The sequence below is a fragment of the Pseudomonas sp. S3_B08 genome, assembly GCF_054667725.1.
Map to the genome: position 1 here is coordinate 4,732,661 of NZ_CP162750.1, position 21,865 is coordinate 4,754,525.

Sequence of the window (21,865 nt, forward strand, 5' to 3'; positions counted from 1 at the left end):
CTGCTCAATGCGTAACTCGATGTCCCGGCATCAGGCGCGCTGAGGTGCATGTAGCCCTTACTGCGGATTTGCCTGATCACGCAGAAGCCCGGCCAGACGGGCAGCGTCCACCGGCCGGCTGATCAGATAACCTTGCACTTCGTCGCAGCGTTCGGCGCGCAGAAATGCCAGCTGATCCTCACGCTCGACACCCTCGGCGACGACTTTGAGGGCCAGTCCGTGGGCCATGGCGATGATCGCGCGAGTGATCGCCGCGTCCGCACTGCCCTCGCTCAAGCCGCGAATGAACGCCTGATCAATCTTCACGTAATCCACCGGAATGCGCTTGAGGTAACTCAACGACGAATATCCGGTACCGAAATCATCGATCGCCAGTTTCACTCCCAGATCGCGCAGTTGCTGGAACGTGGCAATGATGTGTTCGACGCTGTCGAGCAAATGACTTTCGGTCAGCTCCAGCTCGAGGTAGTGCGGCGCCAGCCCGGTTTCTTCCAGCACTTGCCGGACCAGACTGACCAGTTTGCCCTGGCGCAGCTGATGCACCGACAGGTTCACCGACACGCGGATCGGCGCCAGGCCCTGCCGTTGCCATTCGCACGCCTGCCAGCACGCCTGACGCAAAACGAATTCGCCGATCGGCCCGATCAGACCGGTCTCTTCGGCCAGGCCAATGAAATCCGCCGGCGGCACCTGGCCCATGCTCGGATGATCCCAGCGCACCAGCGCTTCAGCGGCATTCATGCGGCCGGTTTGCAGGCACAGTTTCGGTTGGTAGAACACTGTCAGTTGCTGTTCTTCAATGGCTCGGCGCAAGTGGTTTTCCAGCTGCAAGCGTTCGAGTGTGCTGGCTTGCAGGCTGTCGGTGAAGAACTGGAAATTGTTGCCACCCAGATGTTTGGCATGCTGCATGGCCATGTTCGACTGGCTGACCAGCGCGGAGATCTCACGCGCGTTGTCCGGCAACAGGCTGATGCCCATCGAAGCGCTGACTACCAATTCATGCCCGTCGACACTCAGCGGCAAACGCAGCTTGGCCGACAACCGCGTCGCCACCCGCGCCAGGCTCGACAGATTGCCGTAGGCATCGAATAGCACGGCAAACTCGTCTCCGGACAAGCGCGCAATGGTGTCGGCCTCAGGCAAGGCATTGACCAGCCGCCGCGCCATTTTTTGCAGCAGCTGATCGGCGACTTCATGGCCGAGGCTGTCATTGAGCAATTTGAAGCGATCCAGATTGATGTGCAGCAATGCGAGACTGCGGCGCCCGCCCTGCCGCACCCGCTGATGGGCTTCGTGCAGGCGTTCGCGGAACAGTGAACGGTTGGCCAGGCCGGTGAGCTCATCGTAATGGGTCAGATAACGCAGGCGTTCTTCCGACGCACGCCGTGCCGAGAGATCGGCGAAGAAGCCGACAATATGGCTGACATTGCCCCGGCTGTCGCGCACCGCGTTGAGCTGCAGCCACTGCGGATACAATTCGCCGTTCTTGCGGGTTTCCACGAGTTCACCCTGCCAACTGCCGTGCTGCTCCAGTGCATGCCGGATCGCCACATAGTGGCGATGGGCATCGCGGCTGCAGGGCAACTCGACGACGTTGCGCCCGAGCATGTCGTCGATCTCGTAACCGGTGACCCGGCTGAACGCCTGGTTGATCGCAATCAGCGCGTAGTTCGGGTCGAGAATCACGATGCCTTCGCTGGCCGCTTCGAACACCGTGGCCGCCAGCCGCTGCTGCTCTTCAAGGCTTTTGCTGGCGCTGATATCGCGGCGAGTGCCGACCATGCGGATCACCCGGCCGCTGGCGCTGCGCTCCACGGCACGGCCACGGTCCTCGATCCACACCCAGTGGCCGTCGCCATGGCGCAGGCGATATTCGACCTGATAATCCTCGGTGCGCCCCTTCAAATGCTCGACCAGGGCGAACTTGAGTGACGGCACATCTTCAGGGTGCAGTCGTGGCTTGAGGTCGCGCAGCAGCGCCGTGACGTATTCCGGGGCGAGGCCGAACAGTTCCTGAATCTGCGTGTGATGGACCTCGTCGGTCTGCAGATTCCAGTCCCACAATCCGAGCTCACTGGCCTTGAGCGCCAGCGCCAGGCGCGCTTCGCTTTTGCTCAGGGCCTGATTGGCGGCATCCAGTTCGCGGCTGCGCTGGGCCACGCGATTTTCGAGATCGACCTGCGCTTCACGCAATTGCGCCTCGGCACAGCGGCGCTGTTCGATCTCTTTGCCCAGCTCCTGATTGAGTTGTTCGCTGCGCGTTTGCGCTTGCTGTAAATGCTCGATCAGATGCTGATTCTGGAAGCGCCGAAGCAATCCACGGTCGATCAGCCGATTGACCTGCCACGCCACCACGCTCAACGAACCGAGCAGGATCAGACCCAGCCAGCCCCAGCCCCGCGCCTGATCGTCGCCGCCCCAGAACAGGTAGCCGATCGCTGGCAGCAGGCACGGTAAGGTAAACGAGAGGAACGCCGGCAGGCTCACCGCGTAGGCGACGCTGGCCGACAGCGTTGCCGCGCCGATCAGGCCGAATACCCAGGCTTGCTGCATGAAGTTGTCAGCGGGCACCAGAGCGATGCCGGCTCCGGCCAGCGTCAGGCCGGTCATGGTCGAACCGAGCAGGAACATGCGGAACCAGATTGGCCGGGCCTGACGATCGGGAATCGCCGAATCGAACGCGGCTACCTGAATCACCCGCAGCGCGACCAGCGACAGCAGCCACACCAGCCAGACGCTGACCACGAAGTAGCGCTGCGGGCTCCAGAGCAAAGCGGCGCAGACCAGACCATTGATCAACATGAAAAGCGTGGGCAACAACGAGCCCTGATACAGCAGACGCGTGCGCTCCACCGCCATTTCGACGGCATAGTGCTTGCGGATCACCCGGGGGTCCACGGAGGGCCCCGACAGTTCGGCGCTGAGGATCATGGGCAACGTTCTTGTTCTTATAGGAGGGCGTGCGCCCGAAACGTGGACGGAGCATACACAAGCCGATCCCGATGCCAAACTGCTGCCGATCACAATTGCGGGGAAATTTTCCGCCGCTTGCGCACCGCTGCAACCCCTCAGGCGAGACGGGCCGAAGCCTGCAGCCAGTGACCGACCGGTCGTCATCGGCAGCACTTTCATCGGCTAATGCAACGCACGGTTTGCCCGGGCCTGCGGCGCACCCTAGAATGCCCCGATGCGCGATGATCTCTCCCTTCTGCTGAACTCCCTCAACGATGCCCAACGCCAGGCCGTAGCAGCCCCCGTTGGCCGTCAGTTGGTCCTGGCCGGCGCCGGTTCCGGTAAAACCCGAGTGCTGGTGCACCGTATCGCCTGGTTGATCCAGGTCGAAAACGCCTCGCCTCACTCCATCCTGTCGGTGACCTTCACCAACAAGGCCGCTGCCGAGATGCGCCATCGCATCGAGCAGTTGCTGGGCATCAACCCGGCCGGCATGTGGGTCGGCACCTTCCACGGCCTCGCGCACCGCTTGCTGCGGGCGCACTGGCAGGAAGCGGGCCTGAGCCAGACCTTTCAGATTCTCGACAGCGATGACCAGCAGCGTCTGGTCAAGCGGGTGATCCGCGAACTGGGCCTGGACGAGCAACGCTGGCCGGCGCGTCAGGCGCAGTGGTTCATCAACGGCCAGAAAGACGAAGGTCTGCGGCCGCAACACATTCAGGCCAGCGGCGACCTGTTCCTCGCCACCATGCGCGGCATCTACGAAGCCTACGAGGCGGCGTGCCTGCGGGCTGGCGTGATCGACTTCTCCGAATTGCTGCTGCGCGCGCTCGATCTGTGGCGCGATCACCCGGGCCTGCTGGCGCACTACCAAAAGCGCTTCCGGCATATTCTGGTCGACGAATTCCAGGACACCAACGCCGTGCAGTACGCCTGGTTGCGCCTGCTCGGCAAGGGCGGCGACAGCCTGATGGTGGTCGGCGACGACGACCAGTCGATTTACGGCTGGCGCGGGGCGAAGATCGAGAACATCCATCAGTACTCTTCGGACTTCCCGGACTCCGAAACGATTCGTCTGGAACAGAATTACCGCTCCACCGCCGGCATCCTCAAAGCCGCCAACGCGCTGATCGCCAACAACACCGGGCGTCTCGGTAAAGAGCTGTGGACCGACGGCGGCGACGGCGAAGCGATCAACCTGTACGCCGCGTTCAACGAGCACGACGAAGCGCGCTACGTGGTGGAAACCATCGAAAGCGCGCTGAAAACCGGTCTGGCCCGTAGCGATATCGCCATTCTGTACCGCTCCAACGCCCAATCGCGGGTGCTTGAAGAAGCCCTGCTGCGCGAGCGTATCCCGTACCGCATCTATGGCGGGCAGCGCTTCTTCGAACGCGCGGAAATCAAGAACGCCATGGCCTACCTGCGTTTGCTTGAAGGTCGCGGCAACGACGCGGCGCTGGAGCGGGTGATCAACGTACCGGCGCGGGGCATCGGCGAGAAAACCGTCGAAGCGATTCGCGAGCATGCGCGGCACAGCGACGTGTCGATGTGGGAAGCGATGCGCCTACTGGTGGCCAACAAAGGCCTGACCGGGCGCGCCGCGAGCGCGCTCGGTGCGTTTATCGAACTGATCGAGAACCTCGCCGCCAAGTGCGCCGAGATGCCGCTGCACCTGATGACGCAAACCGTCATCGAGCAATCCGGCCTGATCGCTTATCACGAAGCGGAAAAAGGCGAAAAAGGCCAGGCCCGGGTGGAAAACCTTGAGGAACTGGTCAGCGCCGCGCGCAACTTCGAGAACACCGAAGAGGACGAAGAACTGACCCCACTGGCGGCCTTCCTCGGCCACGCTTCGCTGGAGGCCGGCGATACACAGGCAGACGAGCACGAAGACAGCGTTCAGTTGATGACCCTGCACAGCGCCAAAGGTCTGGAATTCCCTTACGTGTTCCTCGTGGGCATGGAAGAAGGCCTGTTCCCGCACAAGATGAGCCTGGAAGAACCGGGGCGTCTCGAGGAAGAACGGCGTCTGGCTTACGTCGGTATCACCCGGGCGATGCAGAATCTGGTCATGACCTACGCCGAAACCCGGCGCCTGTACGGCAGCGAAACCTACAACAAGGTGTCGCGTTTCGTCCGCGAAGTGCCGAAAGGCCTGATTCAGGAAGTGCGCCTGTCCAACAGCGTCAGCCGACCGTTCGGCGGCAACCAGTCGATGAGCGGCAGCAGCCTGTTCAGCGGCAGCGAGATTCCGGAAACCGGTTTTGTGCTCGGTCAGGCCGTACGTCACTCGATCTTCGGCGAAGGGGTGATCCTCAACTTCGAAGGTTCCGGCGCCCAGGCCCGGGTGCAGGTGAACTTCAGCGAAGGCAGCAAGTGGCTGATGCTCGGCTATGCCAAGCTGGAAGCGATCTAATCACCGGCACTGAACCCATGTGGGAGCGAGCCTGCTCGCGAAAGCGCTGTGTCATCAAGCAATCATTTGCCTGACACGACACCTTCGCGAGCAGGCTCGCTCCCACAGGTTATGCGACGCAAGTGCATCAATCCCTCTGAACCTATCGCCTTTTCCTACAGACAAAAGTACATCGGCTGATTGCCTCGCCAAGCTGAACGCAACCTGTCAGGCAAAAGCCCGAAACACTCTCTCGCTAGCCAGTAACACTTCAGCTGTGCAACATGGCGCGCGTGTCTCCACAAAACGGGAATACCCTTTATGAAACGTTTTCTTAGCATCGCCATGGCGTTGTGCATCGGCCTGACGATGAGCCTCGACGCCAACGCCAAGCGCTTTGGTGGTGGCAAAAGCGCCGGCGCTGCGCCGACGCACCAGACCAGCCAGATGGCTCCCTCTTCTCCAGGCGTGGGCGGCGCAGCAGCGACCGCTGGCGCTGCCGGTGCTGCTGGCGCCGCGGCCAAGGCCGGCGGTGCTTCGCGCTGGCTCGGCCCATTGGCGGGCATCGCCGCCGGTGGCCTGCTCGCGTCGATGTTCATGGGCGACGGTTTCCAGGGCATGCAGATCTTCGACATCCTGATCATGGCCCTGATCGCGTTCGTGATCTTCCGCTTCATCGCCGCCCGTCGTCGCAAGCAGCAGGAGCAATTCGCTCCGGCCGGCGCGCCGATGCAGCGTGAAGTGTTCGAGCAGAAGCCTGCCGCCATGGGTTCGATCTTCGGTGGTTCGGCTGCTCCGGCTGCCGCCCGTCCAGTGATCAACGCACCGGCCTGGTTCAACGAAGAGCGCTTCCTTGAAGCTGCGCGTAGCCACTTCCAGTCGCTGCAGCAGCACTGGGACGCCAACGAAATGGACAAGATCGCCGAGTTCGTGACCCCGCAAATGCTTGAGTTCCTCAAGCGTGAGCGTGCGGATCTGGGCGATGGCTTCCAGTCGACCTACATCGACAACCTGCAGGTGCAGCTGGACGGCGTCGACGATCGTGCCGACAAGACCATCGCCACCCTGACCTTCACCGGCGTGTCGAAAACCTCGCGTTTCGACCAGGGCGAAGTCTTCAGCGAAAGCTGGAACATGGAACGTCCGCAGGGCGACAACCAGCCTTGGCTGGTCGCCGGTATCCGCCAGAACGGCTGATCCCTGCTGCGCTTCACTTGCGGTAACAGAACCCCGGCCTCGGCCGGGGTTTTTCATTTCACGGTTGCATCTATGGCGAGCTACTGTATAAACCGGCCCATATAAACCGCGCCATTCAGCAAGAGGATCCCGGACGTGGAAGAAATCATCGAACAACTGCGCGAAGCCAACGAACCCGTACCGGTTCCTTTGGAATTGCCTGACGAAGACCTGCTGGTGGAAATCGAAGAACAACTGTTCATCGACATTCCGTTCGTCTTCAAAGAATTTTTGCTGACCGTCAGCGATGTGGTCTATGGCAGCCTCGAGCCGGTGACCGTCACTGATCCGCAATCGCGCACCTATCTGCCGGACGTGGCGGCCAATGCATGGGACGCGGGTGTTGATCGCAGCTTGATCCCGATCTGTCAGGACGGCGATGACTACTACTGTGTCGAAGAAGACGGCACCGTGGTGCTGTGGCAGGCCGAAGAAGAACTGATTGCTGAAGAAACCTGGGAATCGGTGTGGCACTGGGCGCGGGACGTCTGGCTGGAAAGCTGAGCCGCCAAACGCCCCTGTGGGTCAATGCCCCGACGATTCCTTATGGTTGTCGAGGGTTTCCAGCAAGGCCACCTGCATCCGCGTATGCACGCGGATGAACCAGCGCCAGAGCAGCGCCGCAACGGCGGCCGCGACGACGGCGATCAGCACCAGCAGCTTGTTGGTCGGCAGGATACTGGCCGACAAGGCTGCCAACAGCAGGAAAATCACCAGCAGCGAGAGAATCGGGATCACTTCGGCGATCACCCGGCGCACTCGCTGTGTATGACGCCCGGCCATCTCCGGCTTGACGCCCATCTCCGCCAGCAGCATCGACAGCGCCTTGAGCTTGCGATAAGCCGCAATCAGGAACGGTAGCGAGACCAGCAACGCCCCGCCCCAGATCAGTGCCTTCTGCCAGCTCGGATCGCTGATCCAGTCCTGCAGCCACAACGAAATGCGCTCGGCGAAATATGCGCCGGCAAAGAAGATCGCAATCACCAGCGCCAGATTGACCCCGACCTGCAACAGGATCCGTCGGATCATCGACGCCAGTAGCGCGCCCTCACCTTGCGGCTGGATGCTGCGCAACCATTCGCCATACATGCCGAGTACACGCCCGAGACGCTTGGGCACGACTGCCGAGAGCTTGATCGACAACGGATCTGCCGCGCGAATCAGGTACGGCGTCAGCAGCGTGGTGATCACCGACACGGCTACAGCGACCGGGTAGAGGAAGTTGCTGGTCACCTGCAAGGTCATGCCCAGCGCGGCGATGATGAAGGAAAATTCGCCAATCTGTGACAGACCCATGCCGACTCGCAGCGAAGTCCGTCCGTCGTTGCCGGCGATAAACGCACCGAGGCCGCAGGACAACATCTTGCCCAGCACTACGGCCACGGTAATCACCGCAATCGGCCAGGCGTATTCGATGAGAATCAGCGGGTCGAGCATCAAGCCGATGGCGACAAAAAAGATCGCACTGAACAAGTCGCGAACCGGCTCGACCAACTGCTCGATTTTCAACAACTGCTTCGACTCGGCCATGATCGCACCGATCAGGAAAGCCCCGAGAACCATGCTGTATTCGAGCTTGACCACCAGCAGGCAGAAGCCGAAACACAGGCCGAGCACGGTGATCAGCAGCATCTCGTTGCTTTCGAATTTCGCCACATAAGCCAGCAGACGCGGCACCAGCAGGATGCCGATGACCAGCGCGACGATCATGAACAGCGACAGCTTGCCGACCGTGGAGAACACTTCCCCCGAGCTCACCGTGCCGCTGACGGCGATGCTCGACAGCAACGCAATGATGCCAATGCCAAGGATGTCCTCGACAATCAGTACACCGAAGATCAACTGCGCAAAGCGCTCGTTCTTCATCTTCAGGTCATTCAGCGCTTTGACGATGATGGTGGTTGAGGAGATCGCCAGAATCGCGCCGAGGAACAACGAATCCATGGTGTTCCAGTCGAACCAGCGGCCGATTTCGTAGCCGATCCAGATCATCAGGATGATTTCGAGAAACGCGGCAATGAACGCCGTGGCGCCGACCTTGAACAGCTTGCGCAGGCTGAACTCCAGACCAAGGCAGAACATCAGGAAGATCACCCCGAGTTCGGCCAGGGTCTTGATGGTTTCTTCGTCGTGAATCAGGCCGAACGGCGGCGTATGCGGGCCGATGATGAAGCCGGCGACGATGTAGCCGAGCACCACCGGTTGTTTGAAACGATGAAACAGTACGGTTACCACGCCCGCGACCAGCATGATCACCGCCAGATCCTGAATAAAACTGATGGCATGCATGGCGTGGGCTCCTTGATGACGAGGCGCGCGGACAGACGTCAGACGTTCTGCGCGAGCAGGGTAAAAATCCGCTTTTAATGTAGGAATTGCCCTTGGGCAGGGCTTTTTTGCAGGTTAACACCGCGACTTCGCTCTGGAAGCCGGTGCAATATATGGAAACAGATCGCTACCGGCGTGACGGCGGCCCGCCGCGCGGCGTCCCGATAACGGTGCTTTTTGAATAGCCACCAGGTGCCCGCAGAGGCGCTTCCTGCAATCAGCCTTGATCCGTGAGAACGTTATGGAACCCGGAAACGCCCAGCTGTCGATGACGGTACTGATGACCCCCGACATGGCCAACTTCTCTGGCAATGTCCACGGCGGCACCCTGCTCAAATACCTCGACGAAGTGGCTTACGCCTGCGCCAGCCGTTATGCCGGGCGCTACGTGGTGACCCTGTCGGTGGATCAGGTGATTTTCCGCGAGCCGATTCATGTCGGCGAACTGGTGACGTTCCTCGCCTCGGTCAACTACACCGGCAACACGTCGATGGAAGTTGGCATCAAAGTGGTCACCGAAAACATCCGCGAACGCTCGGTGCGCCACACCAACAGCTGCTTCTTCACCATGGTCGCGGTGGATGATCAGCGCAAACCGGCCGCCGTGCCGCCGTTGCAACCGCAGAACAGCGAAGACAAACGCCGCTTCATGCAGGCGCAGCAGCGCCGGCAGATTCGTCAGGAGCTGGAGAAGCGTTATCAGGAGATCAAGGGCGACGCCTGAGACCAAAAAGCAAAAGATCGCAGCCTTCGGCAGCTCCTACATTTTGGAATGCAAACCCATGTAGGAGCTGCAGAAGGCTGCGATCTTTTTTGAACAACGACGAGATTACAGACTGATCGCGGTAGCCTCGAATTTCACCCGCGGATGCGCAATGCGATCCTGCGCCCGCACAAGTTGCAGCTCGTAACTGGCGCACGCCTGGGTTTCCAGCAACACCTCATGCACTGCCGCTGCGGTGAATTCGAATGCCGCCAACAGCGTGTCGCCCAGCAGTACCCGCGCCAGGAACAGGCCGGATGTCAGATCGCCCACCCCCACCGGCTGACGCGGAAACGCCAGCAAGGGACGGCGCAAATGCCAACTGCCCTCAGCCGTCACCAACAACATTTCGAAGCCATCCGCCGGTTTGCCCGGATAATCCAGATGCTTGACCAGTACCGCTTTCGGTCCGCGCGCCAGCAGCGCCCGTGCCATCGCCAGGCAATCGAACAGCGACTGCGGCTTGCGCCCGGAAAAACTGTCCAGCTCCAACTGGTTCGGGCACATGATGTCCGCCACGGCAGCCGCTTCATCGAGAAGGAAATCGCTGACCTCGGTGGGCACGCTGCAGCCTTTCTCCGGATGGCCCATCACCGGATCACACAGATACAGCATCTTTGGATTGACCGCTTTGATCCGCGCCACACCGCTGAGAATCGCCCGGCCCTGCGCGGCGCTACCGAGATAGCCGGACAGCACCGCGTCGCAATTGCCCAGCTCGCCAATCGCAGCGATGCCTTCGATCAGCTCGGGAATCTGCTGCGGTGCCAGCACTTCACCGGCCCACTGACCATACTGGGTGTGGTTGGAAAACTGCACGGTGTTGAGCGGCCAGACGTTGACCCCGACCCGCTGCATCGGAAAAACCGCAGCGCTGTTGCCGGCGTGGCCAAACACCACGTGGGACTGGATGGCGAGCAGATGAGGCGTACGTTTCATTCGGGTCATTCCGTAAAACGATTGAAATTCAAGCCGCGCAGTATGCGACGAAACACAGCCTGTACGACAGACCGGCGAGACAGTTAAGCTGACGCCATCTTTTGGAGTTCGATGTCGATGCTGACCCTGGAAAACATCTTCGTGCTGATGCTGTTCGCCGCCGCTGGTGCCTGGCTATGGCACAACCACGGCTTGCGCGAGCGTGCACTGGAACGGGTCAAACAGCATTGCACCAATGTCGGCGTCGAGCTGCTGGACGGTAACGTCGCGCTGAAAAAGATCGGGCTGATCAGGGATGCCAACGGTCGCCGACGACTGGCGCGGGTCTACAACTTCGAGTTCACCGTGACTGGTGAAAGCCGCCACAACGGCACCGTCACCCAGTTCGGCGCGCACAGTGCGCAGATTGAACTGGCGCCCTACCCGGCGCCGTTCGACGACACGCCGCCGGTGGTCGAAGTGCACAAGCCTCGCGCAGAAGTCATTGAGCTGAGCCAGTGGCGCCAGGAACATACCAAGTGGAAGCCTTGAGCTGACTCACTGAATCCGGCATTCAGCCAAACCGGCTTGCAGCTGTTCGATGTTCTGCGGTTCAGCGAAGATCAGCTCGATTCTTGAGTCTTTTCGCCATTCGCTGGCTTGCCAACTCAGCTCGGCATGCTCCAGGGCATTGCCCGAAACCCAGCCATCCGTGCTGTGGATAACCAGTTTCGCCCGCTTCCAGTCGAGCGCGCTCAGCCAATAGGCGATGCGTGCTTGATCAAATACCTGCTGCGGATGCCAGCGCCAACCGATGCTCCACCCACCCTCCTGCGCCTGACTCAGGCAAATCGGTTCGGCCGGATCGCTCCAGACCGCTGGCAGCTGTGCCAATCCAGTCGGCAGCGGCAGATGCCCTGCGCCTTCGTTCGCTTTTGCTTTTGCTTTCAGCCCCGGAAGCTCGCTCAGAGGCAGTTGCGCTTGCTGCGTCCAGATCAGCCTGACGGGCGGCAACTGGCTGACGATTTTCTCTCGAACCGCTTCATCGAGATCTTCGGCCTTGTTCAACAACAGCAAACCCGCGCGGGCCAACGCTTGCTGCTGGGCGTCCGGCAGGGTTCTACCCGCGTGCAGTGCCTGAGCGTCCAAAACCAGAACACAGGGCTGAACCGCCAGCACGCCCAGCCACGGCGCCTCGTTAAGTTGCTTGAGCAATTGCGCCGGATGGCCCAGCCCGGATGGCTCGATAAACAGTCGATCCGGCCTGGCCTTGCGCAGCAGGCGGCCAAGGCCGATCTGGAATGGCGCGCCATTGACGCAACACAGGCAGCCCCCGGCCACCTCACCCAGTGCGATACCATCGGCGTCATTCGTCAGCAATGCAGCATCCAGACCGATCTGGCCGAACTCGTTGATCAGCACCGCCCAGCGCTCGTCCGCAGGCCGTTGCGCCAGCAACTGGCGAATCAGGCTGGTCTTGCCGGCGCCCAACGGGCCGGCGATGACGTGGGTCGGAATGTTCTGCAACATGGCGGGTACTTTCTGCGGACAGTTATTGAGGAGATCGAAGATGCGCTGGTCGGGATGGTCGTTGCTGTTGGCGCTGCTGTCGAGTGAAGCGTGGGCTCAGGCCTGCGTGGTGCACACACAAGGCGAACGGCTCGACGTCAAAGTCTGTCAGCAGAACCGGACGATTCCGCAGAAATTGTTCAATGACGGCTTCTGCCAACCGACGCTGGCCGGGCAGAAGGTCGAGGTGCAATACGTCGACCAGTGCCCCAGCGGCGCTTTCGGCGTGTGCAGCAACGCGCAAGTCGCCAATATGCCCTATCGCCAGGATATCCACTATTACGGCGTGGCCACTGACGCTGCGTATCTCAAGCCGTATTGCGAAGGCCAGAGCCAGGGCGCCTGGCGCAAGCCCTGAATTTCAGCCGAGCCAGTCGAGGGTCAGCAGCAGACGGCGCTCACCGGGCGCCGGTTGCGGCGAACGATGGATCAGGCCGAAGCCTTCATTGCCGTGCCATTTTTCGCCTTTGAGCAACGCGACGTCGCCGCTGTTGAGCTGGCGAATCGACGCTGCACCTTGCGGTTCGGCATCGGCCTGGCCAAGTTGCAGGCGATCCATCGCGCCCTCCTCAAGCCATTGGCTGCCGATGCCAGCGTAAGTAGTGATCAAGCGCACCGGCACGTGATCGACGTGGAAACGCGGACACATGGCCTTGTCCAGCACACGCAAACGCACGCCGATACGCCGCGCACCGAGCAGGCAGGCGAAGGCACTGATCAGCCATTTAAGATCGCTCACGAAACCTTCGAAACCTTGCAGATCACGCAGCCCTGCAGCCAGACCGGCGAGATCCGGTTCGGCATCTTCGTCGGGCAATTCCACACATAGCGACTCGGCCAAGGGCTCGTTGAGTGACAGCACCAATTGCGCAAAATCGGCGATGTGCACGGGTAGCTGGCGCTGCCAGACGGCGAGATTGGTCTGGTCTTCCAGGATTCGCGTCAACGTTTCCGGTGTCAGCCCCTCGTGCTGATGACGGGTAAGAAGCGGCTGATCTTTGAGTGCGAGCATCAGGCGGCCTCTTCGTGCCAAGGGCCGAATGGATCAGGCAGCAAGCGCCAGCCTTCTACGCCCGTTGCCATTTCTTCGTCGGTCAGCAGACAGGCATCGAGTTCGGCGGAGAGCTGTAGGAAATCTATGTTCTGACCGATGAAAACCAGCTCCTGGCGGCAATCTCCTACGCTTGGAATCCAGTTTCCCATGATCGCCTGGACACTTTCCTGATCCTGCGGCCATTGATTCTTTGGCACAAAACGCCACCAGCGACCGGCGAATCCATGCCGCATCAAGCCACCAGCCTGCGACCAGCTACCGGCATCGGTGGGTTTGCTGGCCAGCCAGAAGAAGCCTTTGGAGCGCAGCAGCTTGCCGTTCAGCCAAGGCCGATCGATGAAGCTGAAGAAGCGTCGCGGGTGAAATGGCCGGCGCGCGCGGTAGGCCGTCGAGGCGATGCCGTATTCCTGTGTCTCCGGGACGTGCTCACCGCGCAATTCCTGTAGCCATCCGGGCGCTTGTGCGGCCTGATCGAAATCGAAACGACCGGTGTTGAGGATTTTCTCCAGGGGGATTTCGCCCATCACCATTGGAATGATTTCAGCCTGGGCATTGAGGCGCTTGAGGATGGCGGTGAGTTCTTCACGCTCGTGCTGGCTGATCAGGTCGATTTTGCTGATCAGTAGGACGTCGGCGAACTCGATCTGCTCGATCAACAGATCGGTGATGGAGCGCTCGTCTTCTTCACCGAGAATCTCGCCGCGAGAGGCAAGACTTTCGGCCGCCTGGTAATCGAGCAGGAAATTCACACCGTCGACCACGGTGACCATGGTATCGAGGCGAGCAATGTCGGCGAGGCTTTGCCCCTGTTCATCGCGGAAGGTGAAGGTTTCAGCGACCGGAAGCGGTTCGGAAATGCCGGTGGATTCGATCAGCAGGTAATCAAAACGATCCTCGCGGGCGAGTTTGCTGACTTCTTCAAGCAGGTCTTCGCGTAACGTACAGCAAATGCAGCCGTTGCTCATCTCAATGAGCTTTTCTTCCGCACGGTTCAGACTGACATCGCGCTGGACTTCGCTACCATCGATGTTGATCTCGCTCATATCGTTGACGATCACCGCAACGCGCAAGCCGTCTCGGTTACGTAGTACGTAATTCAAAAGTGTACTTTTTCCGGCGCCGAGAAATCCTGAAAGTACGGTGACGGGCAATTTGGCTGACATTGGATAATCCTCATAAATGGCAGCCGATTTGCGCTTTGAGGTGTGCGCTTGGCGCGTTGCGCTTCATTTACTCGGGTCAACGAAGGCAAATGATTGTGATCGGCAGCTCAGGCTGGTTCCGATTTATGTTATAGTATAACAACTTGAGTTTGCCAGTCCGACAGAGGAGATTTCGCAAATTGCTGCACCACCGATCGTGGACACTCGCAATGAACAAGGGGTTGAAATGCCTGCTTTTGAGCTTTGCTATGTCGCTGGCCAGCCAAGCCCAAGCGCACATGCCGGGGCCGGCGCACTGCACACGCAGCGCTAATCTGCTGGCGTGTGTAGACGCCGACGGCAATGCCTATAGCGTGAATACGGTAGGCACCACGCTTTACCTGCGCGGATTCGAGAAGAACGGCCATCGCTATTGGGCGCAGACCAACAGCCGCTTCGGCCAATTAACCTTTTTACCGGCATCGCCTCCGATGGCGAGGCTTGGGTTGGCTATACCCGCCGTGTCGGCTGGACAACCATCAACCGCTTCTCCAGCTCGGGCGGTAGCAGCGCAAGGTTCACTTGCAGCCGGATTACGGGCTGCTACTGAAATCCTTTTCATGAAAAAAGCATCGCTGAATGGATTGTTATAATGTAACGTAAATAGAGATCAATACGACGGTCTCAACCATGAATGCTCTTACTCTCCCGGATATCGCCGCCCAATCTGCACGCCTGGCACTGCCCCTCGACTGGGTGGGCATGCGTGGGATTGCTCTACCCGTTGTGCTCGAAAGCCAACGCCTCAGCGCCAGAGTCGACGCTGGCGTGAGTCTCGATGATGGTGAAGCGCGTGGTATTCACATGTCGCGCTTGTATCTGGCACTCGAAGCCCTCGAACAGCGAAGCCTTTCTCCCGCTCTGCTGCATCAGGTACTCAAGGGTTTTCTGATAAGTCACCAAGGTCTATCCGCCTGCGCATATCTGAACATTCACACCGACTTATTGCTGAAACGGCCGGCGTTAGTCAGCCCCCTAGCCGGCTGGAAATCCTATCCGACAACCATTTCAGCAAGCCTGAAACAGCAAATGTTCCACGTGGAACTAAAACTCGAGGTGCCCTATTCCTCGACATGCCCCTGCTCGGCAGCCTTGGCAAGGCAATTGATCCAGCAGCAATTCGTCGACGATTTCGCCAACAAGGCTCTGCAACACGCAGATGTTTTGGCATGGCTTGGCTCAACCAAAGGGATCGTAGCGACGCCGCACAGCCAACGTAGCTATGCGCAACTGCACCTGCATCTCGACAATTTCATCGACGAGCTACCGCTGACAGCGATCATCGATGACGCTGAAGCAGCCCTCGGCACAGCCGTGCAGACCGCAGTAAAGCGCCCCGACGAGCAAGCCTTCGCACTCGCCAATGGGCAAAACCTGATGTTCTGCGAAGACGCCGCGCGCCGCCTCAATCTGGCACTGCAGCGCACGCCCGGCATCAAACAATTGCATATCCGCGTGATCCACGCCGAAAGCCTGCATGCTCATGACGCCGTCGCCGAAAGCAGCTGGCAGCGGGAGCAAATATGATCCGCTGCCAATCGCTGGCCTGGGGCGCTCCCGGTCAACCGCTGACGACGCCTCTGAGTCTTGAGTTCGAGAGCGCCAGTCTGACCGCCATCATCGGCGCCAACGGCTGCGGCAAAAGCAGCCTGCTAAAGGTCATCGCCGGATTGCAGAAGCCTCTCGCTGGCAAAGTGGAAATGGCTGTTCCACGCCAAAGCGGAATTTCCTTTCTGCCGCAACAGCAGCACTTGGATCGGCAATTTCCAATAAACCTGGAAGAACTCATCGCCGCAGGTTTCTGGGGCCGCCGGCTGTCGACGCAACTGCGCACGCAGCGACTGAAAAACGCATTGGAAGACTGGCACTTGAGTGGCCTCGAACAGCGTCCGTTGATGGCCCTGTCCGGCGGTGAGCTACAACGTGCCCTGCTCGCACGACTGAGCCTTGCTGACGCCCCGGTGCTGTTGCTGGACGAACCGCACGCCGCACTCGACGAACTCGGCCAGCAATTGCTCTGGCAGCACATTCACCACTGGCACGCCGAGGGCCGGACACTGGTCATGGTCTGCCATGACCTGGCGGCGGTGCGAGAACATGTTCCGCATACGCTGCTGATCAAAAACGGCCACTGCGTGTACGGAACCAGCCGAGAACTGATCCAGCCGACACCGCACATGCAGGTCGCCTGATGCTCGCCACCGTCAGCCATTTCTGGCAGCCGTTCAGCGAATTCGTGTTCATGCGCCGCGCCTTGCTCGGCGGCCTGGTGCTGGCATGCAGCACGGCGCCCTTGGGCGTGTTTTTGATTCTCAGACGGATGAGCCTGATCGGCGACGCTGTCGCCCACGGCATTCTCCCTGGTGCAGCGCTGGGATTCTGGTTTGCCGGTTTGAGCCTTCCTGCCCTGACGCTCGGCGGCCTCGGCGCCGGTCTGAGCATGGCCGGACTTGCCGCCTGGATAACCCGGCGAACGGGGTTGCGAGAAGATGCCAGCCTCGCCGCGATCTATCCGATCTCACTGGCCAGCGGCGTTTTGATCCTTGGCATCGCCGGCAAGCGCCTCGACCTTCTGCACTTGCTGTTCGGTTCGGCGCTAGCCGTGGATGGACCGACGCTGACCGGCATGCTTTGGGTCTCGGCCATCAGCCTCATGGCCATGGCGGCGATCTACAAACCCCTGCTGTTGGACACACTCGACCCGCTGTTCTTGCGCACGGTCAGTCGTCTCGGGCCGCTGGCTCATGGGGTGTTCCTGACTCTGGTCGTGCTGAATCTGGTGATCGGCTTTCAGGCCATCGGCGCACTGATGGTAGTCGGGCTGATGATGCTTCCGGCTGCCGCGTCTAGATTCTGGAGTCGCCGTCTGCCAATACTGATTGCCGTTGCCGCCGTCATGGGCTGCGTGTCTGTGTGGCTCGGTTTGCTGCTGTCGTTCTACTACTCGCTGCCCAGCGGCCCGGCAATCGTGCTGGTTGCGGGGGTCGGCTATCTGCTGTCGGTGGTGTTGGGACCGGTTCATGGTTTGCTGCGCCGCCCGCCTTTGCTCACATCCCAATGAGGTGCTTCCCGATGCGCGCTCTACTTGTGCTGTTCAGCCTGATGCTGTCGATGTCCTTGTCGGCCGCCGAAAAACTGCCGGTGGTCACCAGCTTCAGCATCCTTGCCGACATGGTTCATCAGGTCGGCGGCGAGCACGTGCAGATTACCAACATGGTCGGCGCGGACGCCGATGCGCACACCTACGAGCCGACACCGGACGATGCCAAGGCGCTGCTCAAAGCCAAAGTGATCATCAAGAACGGCCTGGGTTTCGAACCTTGGCTGGATCGCCTGGTGACCAGCACCGACAGCAAGGCGACGGTGATCAGCGCCAGTCGCGGGGTGATTCCACGTTCGCTCGATGAAGACGGCGAGACTGTTGCGGATCCACACGCCTGGCACAATCTGGCGAACGCTGAGTTGTACGTCGCCAACATCACCAAGGCGCTGATCGCCGCCGACCCGGCCAACAAGCCTGACTACGAGCGCAACAGCCAGACCTACCTCAAGCAGATCTATGCCCTGCTCGACGAAGCCAAAAACAAACTCGGCGCGCTGCCGCCGGGTAATCGCAAGATCGTCACCAGCCACGATGCCTTTGGCTATCTGGGACAGGCCTATGGCATCGACTTTATCGCGCCACAGGGTTTGTCCACCGAACGCGAACCCTCCGCAGCCGAAGTCGCTGCGCTGATCACGCAGATTCGCCAGGCCAAGGTCAAAGCGGTGTTCATGGAAAACATCAAGGACGCGCGTCTGCTCAAGCAGATCGCGGACGAAAGCGGCGCACACATCGGTGGCACGCTGTACTCGGATGCGCTGGCGGCGAGTGGACCGGCGAGCACCTTTACCGGGCTGTTCGAATACAACCTCAATACGCTGTACAAGGCGTTGAGTCAGCCATGACTTGAGGTGTACTTCCGATCTATTCGCGAGCAGGCTCGCTCCCACAGTTGGAATGGGTTCCAGCTGTGGGAGCGCTGCGAGGGGTTTAAGCGCGGGGTTTTACCGTGCCGCAATCCTGGCCCAGCCAGACTGCCCGGGTTTCCAGGCTGCCCTTCTGGTTGATGCCGATGGCGTTGAAGGTGCCATTGGCGACGGTGGTGAATTCGCGGTCACTGAGGAATGTCGCCACGCCGGTGCCTTGGGCTTTCGGGCAGCTGAAGCGGAATTTCCACTGGTTGCCGGTGCGCTCGGTGATCTGCTGTTTGCAGCCCGATTGCGGATCGGCCAGCGGGATATCGTTGGTTGCCACCTGCTGCGGCGTCAGGCAGGCACGGATCCCCTTGCCGCCAATATTGATGCCGTTTTTCTCGAGCGCAGCGCGCTGCTGCGGGGTGATCTGGCCTTGAATCTGGCCAAGGATCGATTGCACGTCCATGGCCTGATCATCGACCTTCAGATTGCTCGAAGACATTTCCCACAACCCCGGCTGCAGCATTTGTGCCTGCGCAACCACCGGTAATGCCAAACCCAGGCCCAGCGCCAAACCCAGCAGACGAACGTTCATCGAGAAACTCCTGATCAGTTGTGGCCGTTAGACGCCGGCCGGTTGCGTCGGTTCATGCACCGATTAAATAGAGACATTCGCAGCAGAACATGGTCTGTTAAGCATTGCATCTCGCGGAGCAAGGCTGCCCCATGGATTTTTTCGGACCGCACATTTTCGGTTACCTGATCGCCCTGTTGCACACACTCGGTTCGATCGCTGCAATCCATGCGGTGCTCACCGTGCGCACAGCGCAAGGCTCGATCGCCTGGGCATTGTCGTTGATCTTCATTCCCTACTTCACGCTTATTCCATATCTGGTATTTGGTCGCAGCACCTTCGATGGCTACATCAAGGCCCGGCGCCAGGCCAACGAGCAGATGCGCCTGGCCATTTCCGAACTGAACTGGCGTCCGTGGGTGGAGGAAGCCCTGGCCGCTCGCGCTTCGAGTGCCTACGCCTCACTGCGCGCGATGCCGAAACTGGGGCGCATGCCGTGCCTGGCGAACAACGAGGTGCAACTGCTGGTGAACGGCACCGCGACCTTCGATGCAATATTTCAGGCGATCGAACAAGCCAGGGAGGCAGTGCTGGTCCAGTTCTTCATCATTCACGACGATCGGCTCGGCCAGCGCTTGCGTGATTTGCTGTTGAAGAAAGCTGCCGAAGGCGTGTCGATTCATTTGCTCTACGACCGCATTGGCAGCCATGCCCTGCCCCATCACTACGTGCAAGCGTTGCGTGATGCCGGCGTCGAGGTCAAAGCCTTTGCCACGCGCAGCGGCTGGCTCAACCGCTTTCAGGTCAATTTCCGCAACCACCGCAAAATCGTCGTGGTCGATGGCGTAGTCGGGTTTGTCGGCGGGCATAACGTCGGCGATGAATACATGGGTGAGAAACCACCGCTGGCGCCATGGCGTGACACCCACGTCAAAGTTCGCGGGCCGGTGGTGGCCTGCATGCAGGAATCGTTCGCGGAAGATTGGTTCTGGGCTGCTCGTACTCTGCCGCCGTTGATCCTTCCGGATACATACCCGGAGGATGGCGTGCTTTGCCAATTGCTCGCCAGCGGCCCGGCCGATGCTTATGAAACCTGCTCGCTGTTTTTCGTCGAAGCCATTCACGCAGCAACGCAACGCGTATGGATCACCAGCCCTTACTTTGTCCCGGACGAAGCGGTGTTCGCGGCATTGAGGCTGGCAGTTTTGCGTGGTGTCGATGTGCGCCTGCTCTTGCCGTCACGGCCTGATCACCGCATTGTCTATGCCGCGTCCAGCCTGTATGCCTTTGAGGCGGTGCGTGCCGGCGTGCGGGTGTTCCGCTATCGACCGGGTTTTCTGCATCAGAAAGTGGTGTTGATCGACAGCGAAATCAGCGCCATCGGCAGCGCCAATCTGGACAATCGCTCGTTCCGCCTGAATTTCGAAGTGATGTTGCTGACCGTCGACAGCGAGTTCGCCGCCGCCGTGGAACAAATGCTCAATGACGATTTCTCCTTGGCCGATGAAGTGGCGAAAGAAGAAAGCCGGGAGATCCACCGCCTGCAACAGGTCGGCATGCGGATCGCCCGGCTGATTTCGCCGATACTCTGAGCGCCCCGTTTCAGGGGTGGTAGATATCGTCGCGGGTCCAGGGCAGTTCGTGGCTGCCATCCGGATGCGCTTTCACGGCGAGGATCTGATGCAAATTGATCCAGCCCCGCGCAAAGGCATACGCGCAACCGGCGAGATACAGACGCCAGATACGCAGTGCTTGCTCAGGCACCAGTTTCGCCGCAGCTTCGAGGTTGTCCTCCAGTCGCTCGCTCCAGTGATCGAGCGTGCGCGCGTAATGCAGGCGCAGGCTTTCGACATCGACGATTTCCAGCCCGGCTTCACTGATCTCGGCAGAGATCATCGCCAGGTGCGGTAACTCGCCGTTGGGAAACACGTATTTTTCGATGAAGTTGCCTGCGCCGCGTCCAACCGGGCGGCCATCGGTGTGCTTGGCGGTAATGCCGTGGTTCATTACCAGGCCGCCCTCCTTCACCGCACCAAACAGGGTTTTGCAGTATTCGGCGAGATTGGCATGACCAACATGTTCGAACATGCCGACGCTGACAACCTTGTCGAAGCGGCCGTCCTGGGGCAAATCGCGATAGTCGAGCAATTGCAGTTCGACCTGATCGTCCAGCCCTTCGGCTTTGACTCGCTCCTGCGCCAGGGCCAATTGTTCCTTGCTCAAGGTAATACCAAACACTTTGACGCCAAACTCTCGCGCCGCATATCGCGCCAGACCACCCCAACCACAACCGACATCCAGCAGATATTCGCCCGGCTGCAAGCGCAGCTTGCGGCACAGATGGCGGAATTTGGCTTGCTGAGCCTGTTCGAGGGTTTCGCTGCCGGTTTCGAAATAGGCACAGGAATATGCCATGTCGCTATCCAGCCACAGCTGATAAAAGGCATTCGACAGGTCGTAGTGGTAGGAGATGGCTTTGGCGTCGGTGTCCTTGTCGTGTTGCGCGCGCACCGGCTGACTGTCTTCGTCTTCGTCGAGCAGCGCATTGCTCAACTCATCGCAAACCCGGATGACCTCGCTGATCGAGCCCTCCAGTTCCAGTTTGCCTTCGACGAACGCCGCACCCAGCGCATCCAGGCTTGGGTGGGTGAATTGAGTGACCATCTGCGGGTCCTTGACCACGATGGTTACGCTGGGCGTCGGCCCCAGATTGAACTCGTGGCCGTCCCAGAGTCGCAGGCGAAGCGGTAACTGCAGATTCTGTAAGGCCGGTGGAAGTTGCGCAAGCATGGAAAATCCCCCCTTGTTTCAGACGTCTGATCTGAGGGTAGACCAACCTTGAAAAATAGCAGGCTATCGATTCGATCGGCCTTGTCTATCGTGATCGGCACATCGGCTGAACGCCACAGGCGGC

The 21,865-nt window shown here is 60.1% G+C and carries 19 protein-coding genes and 1 pseudogene; 12 read left to right on the forward strand and 8 right to left on the reverse strand.

Annotated elements, in window-relative coordinates; translation table 11 throughout:
• Positions 1 to 57: 57 nt before the first annotated feature.
• Positions 58 to 2,931: an EAL domain-containing protein gene (locus tag AB4N73_RS21505; protein ID WP_252877142.1), complete on the reverse strand. Its 2,874-nt coding sequence runs from the start codon at positions 2,929 to 2,931 to the stop codon at positions 58 to 60.
• Between the two features lie 256 nt (positions 2,932 to 3,187).
• Between AB4N73_RS21505 and uvrD the strand changes: the two genes are divergently transcribed.
• From uvrD to AB4N73_RS21520, 3 genes are all read left to right on the forward strand, one after another.
• Positions 3,188 to 5,371: a DNA helicase II gene (uvrD, locus tag AB4N73_RS21510; protein WP_016772450.1), complete on the forward strand. Its 2,184-nt coding sequence runs from the start codon at positions 3,188 to 3,190 to the stop codon at positions 5,369 to 5,371.
• A 300-nt stretch (positions 5,372 to 5,671) separates the two neighbouring features.
• Entirely contained in the window at positions 5,672 to 6,547 is an 876-nt protein-coding gene (locus AB4N73_RS21515; protein WP_016772449.1) for a Tim44 domain-containing protein, read from the forward strand.
• Between the two features lie 135 nt (positions 6,548 to 6,682).
• Positions 6,683 to 7,090, forward strand: a complete 408-nt coding sequence (locus AB4N73_RS21520; RefSeq protein ID WP_056790981.1) for an SMI1/KNR4 family protein — start codon at positions 6,683 to 6,685, stop codon at positions 7,088 to 7,090.
• A gap of 21 nt (positions 7,091 to 7,111) precedes the next feature.
• Here AB4N73_RS21520 and AB4N73_RS21525 read toward each other — a convergent pair whose 3' ends face one another.
• The gene (locus AB4N73_RS21525) at positions 7,112 to 8,875 is read right to left on the reverse strand and encodes a cation:proton antiporter (RefSeq protein WP_150743150.1); all 1,764 of its coding nucleotides are present in this window, start codon (positions 8,873 to 8,875) and stop codon (positions 7,112 to 7,114) included.
• A gap of 280 nt (positions 8,876 to 9,155) precedes the next feature.
• Here AB4N73_RS21525 and AB4N73_RS21530 point away from each other — a divergent pair, with 280 nt between their 5' ends.
• Positions 9,156 to 9,638, forward strand: a complete 483-nt coding sequence (locus AB4N73_RS21530; RefSeq protein ID WP_016772447.1) for an acyl-CoA thioesterase — start codon at positions 9,156 to 9,158, stop codon at positions 9,636 to 9,638.
• 105 nt (positions 9,639 to 9,743) lie between these two features.
• On the opposite strand, the gene pdxY is transcribed toward AB4N73_RS21530, so the two are convergent.
• A complete protein-coding gene (gene pdxY / locus AB4N73_RS21535) occupies positions 9,744 to 10,616 on the reverse strand; it encodes a pyridoxal kinase PdxY (protein WP_041476573.1) in 873 nt (290 codons plus the stop codon).
• 117 nt (positions 10,617 to 10,733) lie between these two features.
• On the opposite strand from pdxY, the gene AB4N73_RS21540 reads away from it, so the two are divergent.
• Positions 10,734 to 11,147, forward strand: coding sequence for a DUF3301 domain-containing protein (locus AB4N73_RS21540; RefSeq protein WP_038861179.1), 414 nt, complete (start codon positions 10,734 to 10,736; stop codon positions 11,145 to 11,147).
• A 6-nt stretch (positions 11,148 to 11,153) separates the two neighbouring features.
• Here the strand turns inward: AB4N73_RS21540 and AB4N73_RS21545 are convergent, their stop codons facing one another.
• The gene (locus AB4N73_RS21545) at positions 11,154 to 12,125 is read right to left on the reverse strand and encodes a CobW family GTP-binding protein (RefSeq protein WP_460142521.1); all 972 of its coding nucleotides are present in this window, start codon (positions 12,123 to 12,125) and stop codon (positions 11,154 to 11,156) included.
• 40 nt (positions 12,126 to 12,165) lie between these two features.
• On the opposite strand from AB4N73_RS21545, the gene AB4N73_RS21550 reads away from it, so the two are divergent.
• Complete coding sequence (locus tag AB4N73_RS21550; RefSeq protein WP_016772443.1) at positions 12,166 to 12,522, forward strand: hypothetical protein; 357 nt, start codon at positions 12,166 to 12,168, stop codon at positions 12,520 to 12,522.
• 3 nt (positions 12,523 to 12,525) lie between these two features.
• On the opposite strand, the gene AB4N73_RS21555 is transcribed toward AB4N73_RS21550, so the two are convergent.
• Entirely contained in the window at positions 12,526 to 13,176 is a 651-nt protein-coding gene (locus AB4N73_RS21555; RefSeq protein ID WP_460142522.1) for a DUF1826 domain-containing protein, read from the reverse strand.
• Entirely contained in the window at positions 13,176 to 14,381 is a 1,206-nt protein-coding gene (zigA, locus tag AB4N73_RS21560; protein WP_122506277.1) for a zinc metallochaperone GTPase ZigA, read from the reverse strand. The genes AB4N73_RS21555 and zigA overlap by 1 nt, the downstream gene beginning before the upstream one ends.
• A gap of 248 nt (positions 14,382 to 14,629) precedes the next feature.
• Between zigA and AB4N73_RS21565 the strand changes: the two are divergent.
• The 5 genes and pseudogenes from AB4N73_RS21565 to AB4N73_RS21585 all read left to right on the forward strand — a co-directional run bounded on the left by AB4N73_RS21565 (position 14,630) and on the right by AB4N73_RS21585 (position 18,368).
• A pseudogene (locus AB4N73_RS21565) lies at positions 14,630 to 14,970 on the forward strand (glutamine synthetase).
• An 80-nt stretch (positions 14,971 to 15,050) separates the two neighbouring features.
• Complete coding sequence (gene folE2, locus AB4N73_RS21570) at positions 15,051 to 15,947, forward strand: GTP cyclohydrolase FolE2 (RefSeq protein WP_305381820.1); 897 nt, start codon at positions 15,051 to 15,053, stop codon at positions 15,945 to 15,947.
• Complete coding sequence (locus AB4N73_RS21575) at positions 15,944 to 16,612, forward strand: metal ABC transporter ATP-binding protein (RefSeq protein ID WP_460142523.1); 669 nt, start codon at positions 15,944 to 15,946, stop codon at positions 16,610 to 16,612. Before folE2 ends, AB4N73_RS21575 begins: the two co-directional genes overlap by 4 nt.
• A complete protein-coding gene (locus tag AB4N73_RS21580; protein ID WP_071171361.1) occupies positions 16,612 to 17,481 on the forward strand; it encodes a metal ABC transporter permease in 870 nt (289 codons plus the stop codon). Before AB4N73_RS21575 ends, AB4N73_RS21580 begins: the two co-directional genes overlap by 1 nt.
• 11 nt (positions 17,482 to 17,492) lie before the next feature.
• Positions 17,493 to 18,368, forward strand: a complete 876-nt coding sequence (locus AB4N73_RS21585) for a metal ABC transporter substrate-binding protein (RefSeq protein WP_423663693.1) — start codon at positions 17,493 to 17,495, stop codon at positions 18,366 to 18,368.
• Between the two features lie 85 nt (positions 18,369 to 18,453).
• Here the strand turns inward: AB4N73_RS21585 and AB4N73_RS21590 are convergent, their stop codons facing one another.
• Positions 18,454 to 18,972, reverse strand: a complete 519-nt coding sequence (locus AB4N73_RS21590; RefSeq protein WP_016772436.1) for a DUF3617 domain-containing protein — start codon at positions 18,970 to 18,972, stop codon at positions 18,454 to 18,456.
• Positions 18,973 to 19,103: 131 nt separating this feature from the next.
• Between AB4N73_RS21590 and cls the strand changes: the two genes are divergently transcribed.
• Positions 19,104 to 20,543: a cardiolipin synthase gene (gene cls, locus AB4N73_RS21595; protein ID WP_460142524.1), complete on the forward strand. Its 1,440-nt coding sequence runs from the start codon at positions 19,104 to 19,106 to the stop codon at positions 20,541 to 20,543.
• Positions 20,544 to 20,553: 10 nt separating this feature from the next.
• On the opposite strand, the gene cfaB is transcribed toward cls, so the two are convergent.
• The gene (gene cfaB, locus AB4N73_RS21600) at positions 20,554 to 21,741 is read right to left on the reverse strand and encodes a C17 cyclopropane fatty acid synthase CfaB (protein WP_095181188.1); all 1,188 of its coding nucleotides are present in this window, start codon (positions 21,739 to 21,741) and stop codon (positions 20,554 to 20,556) included.
• Between the last annotated feature and the right edge of the window lie 124 nt (positions 21,742 to 21,865).

Excerpts from the sequence above, each read along its gene's own strand:
- AB4N73_RS21505 (WP_252877142.1), bottom strand. The coding sequence starts at position 2,931 with ATGATCCTCAGCGCCGAACTGTCGGGGCCCTCCGTGGACCCCCGGGTG.
- uvrD (WP_016772450.1), top strand. The coding sequence starts at position 3,188 with ATGCGCGATGATCTCTCCCTTCTGCTGAACTCCCTCAACGATGCCCAA.
- AB4N73_RS21515 (WP_016772449.1), top strand. The coding sequence starts at position 5,672 with ATGAAACGTTTTCTTAGCATCGCCATGGCGTTGTGCATCGGCCTGACG.
- AB4N73_RS21525 (WP_150743150.1), bottom strand. The coding sequence starts at position 8,875 with ATGCATGCCATCAGTTTTATTCAGGATCTGGCGGTGATCATGCTGGTC.
- AB4N73_RS21530 (WP_016772447.1), top strand. The coding sequence starts at position 9,156 with ATGGAACCCGGAAACGCCCAGCTGTCGATGACGGTACTGATGACCCCC.
- pdxY (WP_041476573.1), bottom strand. The coding sequence starts at position 10,616 with ATGAAACGTACGCCTCATCTGCTCGCCATCCAGTCCCACGTGGTGTTT.
- AB4N73_RS21540 (WP_038861179.1), top strand. The coding sequence starts at position 10,734 with ATGCTGACCCTGGAAAACATCTTCGTGCTGATGCTGTTCGCCGCCGCT.
- AB4N73_RS21545 (WP_460142521.1), bottom strand. The coding sequence starts at position 12,125 with ATGTTGCAGAACATTCCGACCCACGTCATCGCCGGCCCGTTGGGCGCC.
- AB4N73_RS21550 (WP_016772443.1), top strand. The coding sequence starts at position 12,166 with ATGCGCTGGTCGGGATGGTCGTTGCTGTTGGCGCTGCTGTCGAGTGAA.
- AB4N73_RS21555 (WP_460142522.1), bottom strand. The coding sequence starts at position 13,176 with ATGCTCGCACTCAAAGATCAGCCGCTTCTTACCCGTCATCAGCACGAG.
- zigA (WP_122506277.1), bottom strand. The coding sequence starts at position 14,381 with ATGTCAGCCAAATTGCCCGTCACCGTACTTTCAGGATTTCTCGGCGCC.
- folE2 (WP_305381820.1), top strand. The coding sequence starts at position 15,051 with ATGAATGCTCTTACTCTCCCGGATATCGCCGCCCAATCTGCACGCCTG.
- AB4N73_RS21575 (WP_460142523.1), top strand. The coding sequence starts at position 15,944 with ATGATCCGCTGCCAATCGCTGGCCTGGGGCGCTCCCGGTCAACCGCTG.
- AB4N73_RS21580 (WP_071171361.1), top strand. The coding sequence starts at position 16,612 with ATGCTCGCCACCGTCAGCCATTTCTGGCAGCCGTTCAGCGAATTCGTG.
- AB4N73_RS21585 (WP_423663693.1), top strand. The coding sequence starts at position 17,493 with ATGCGCGCTCTACTTGTGCTGTTCAGCCTGATGCTGTCGATGTCCTTG.
- AB4N73_RS21590 (WP_016772436.1), bottom strand. The coding sequence starts at position 18,972 with ATGAACGTTCGTCTGCTGGGTTTGGCGCTGGGCCTGGGTTTGGCATTA.
- cls (WP_460142524.1), top strand. The coding sequence starts at position 19,104 with ATGGATTTTTTCGGACCGCACATTTTCGGTTACCTGATCGCCCTGTTG.
- cfaB (WP_095181188.1), bottom strand. The coding sequence starts at position 21,741 with ATGCTTGCGCAACTTCCACCGGCCTTACAGAATCTGCAGTTACCGCTT.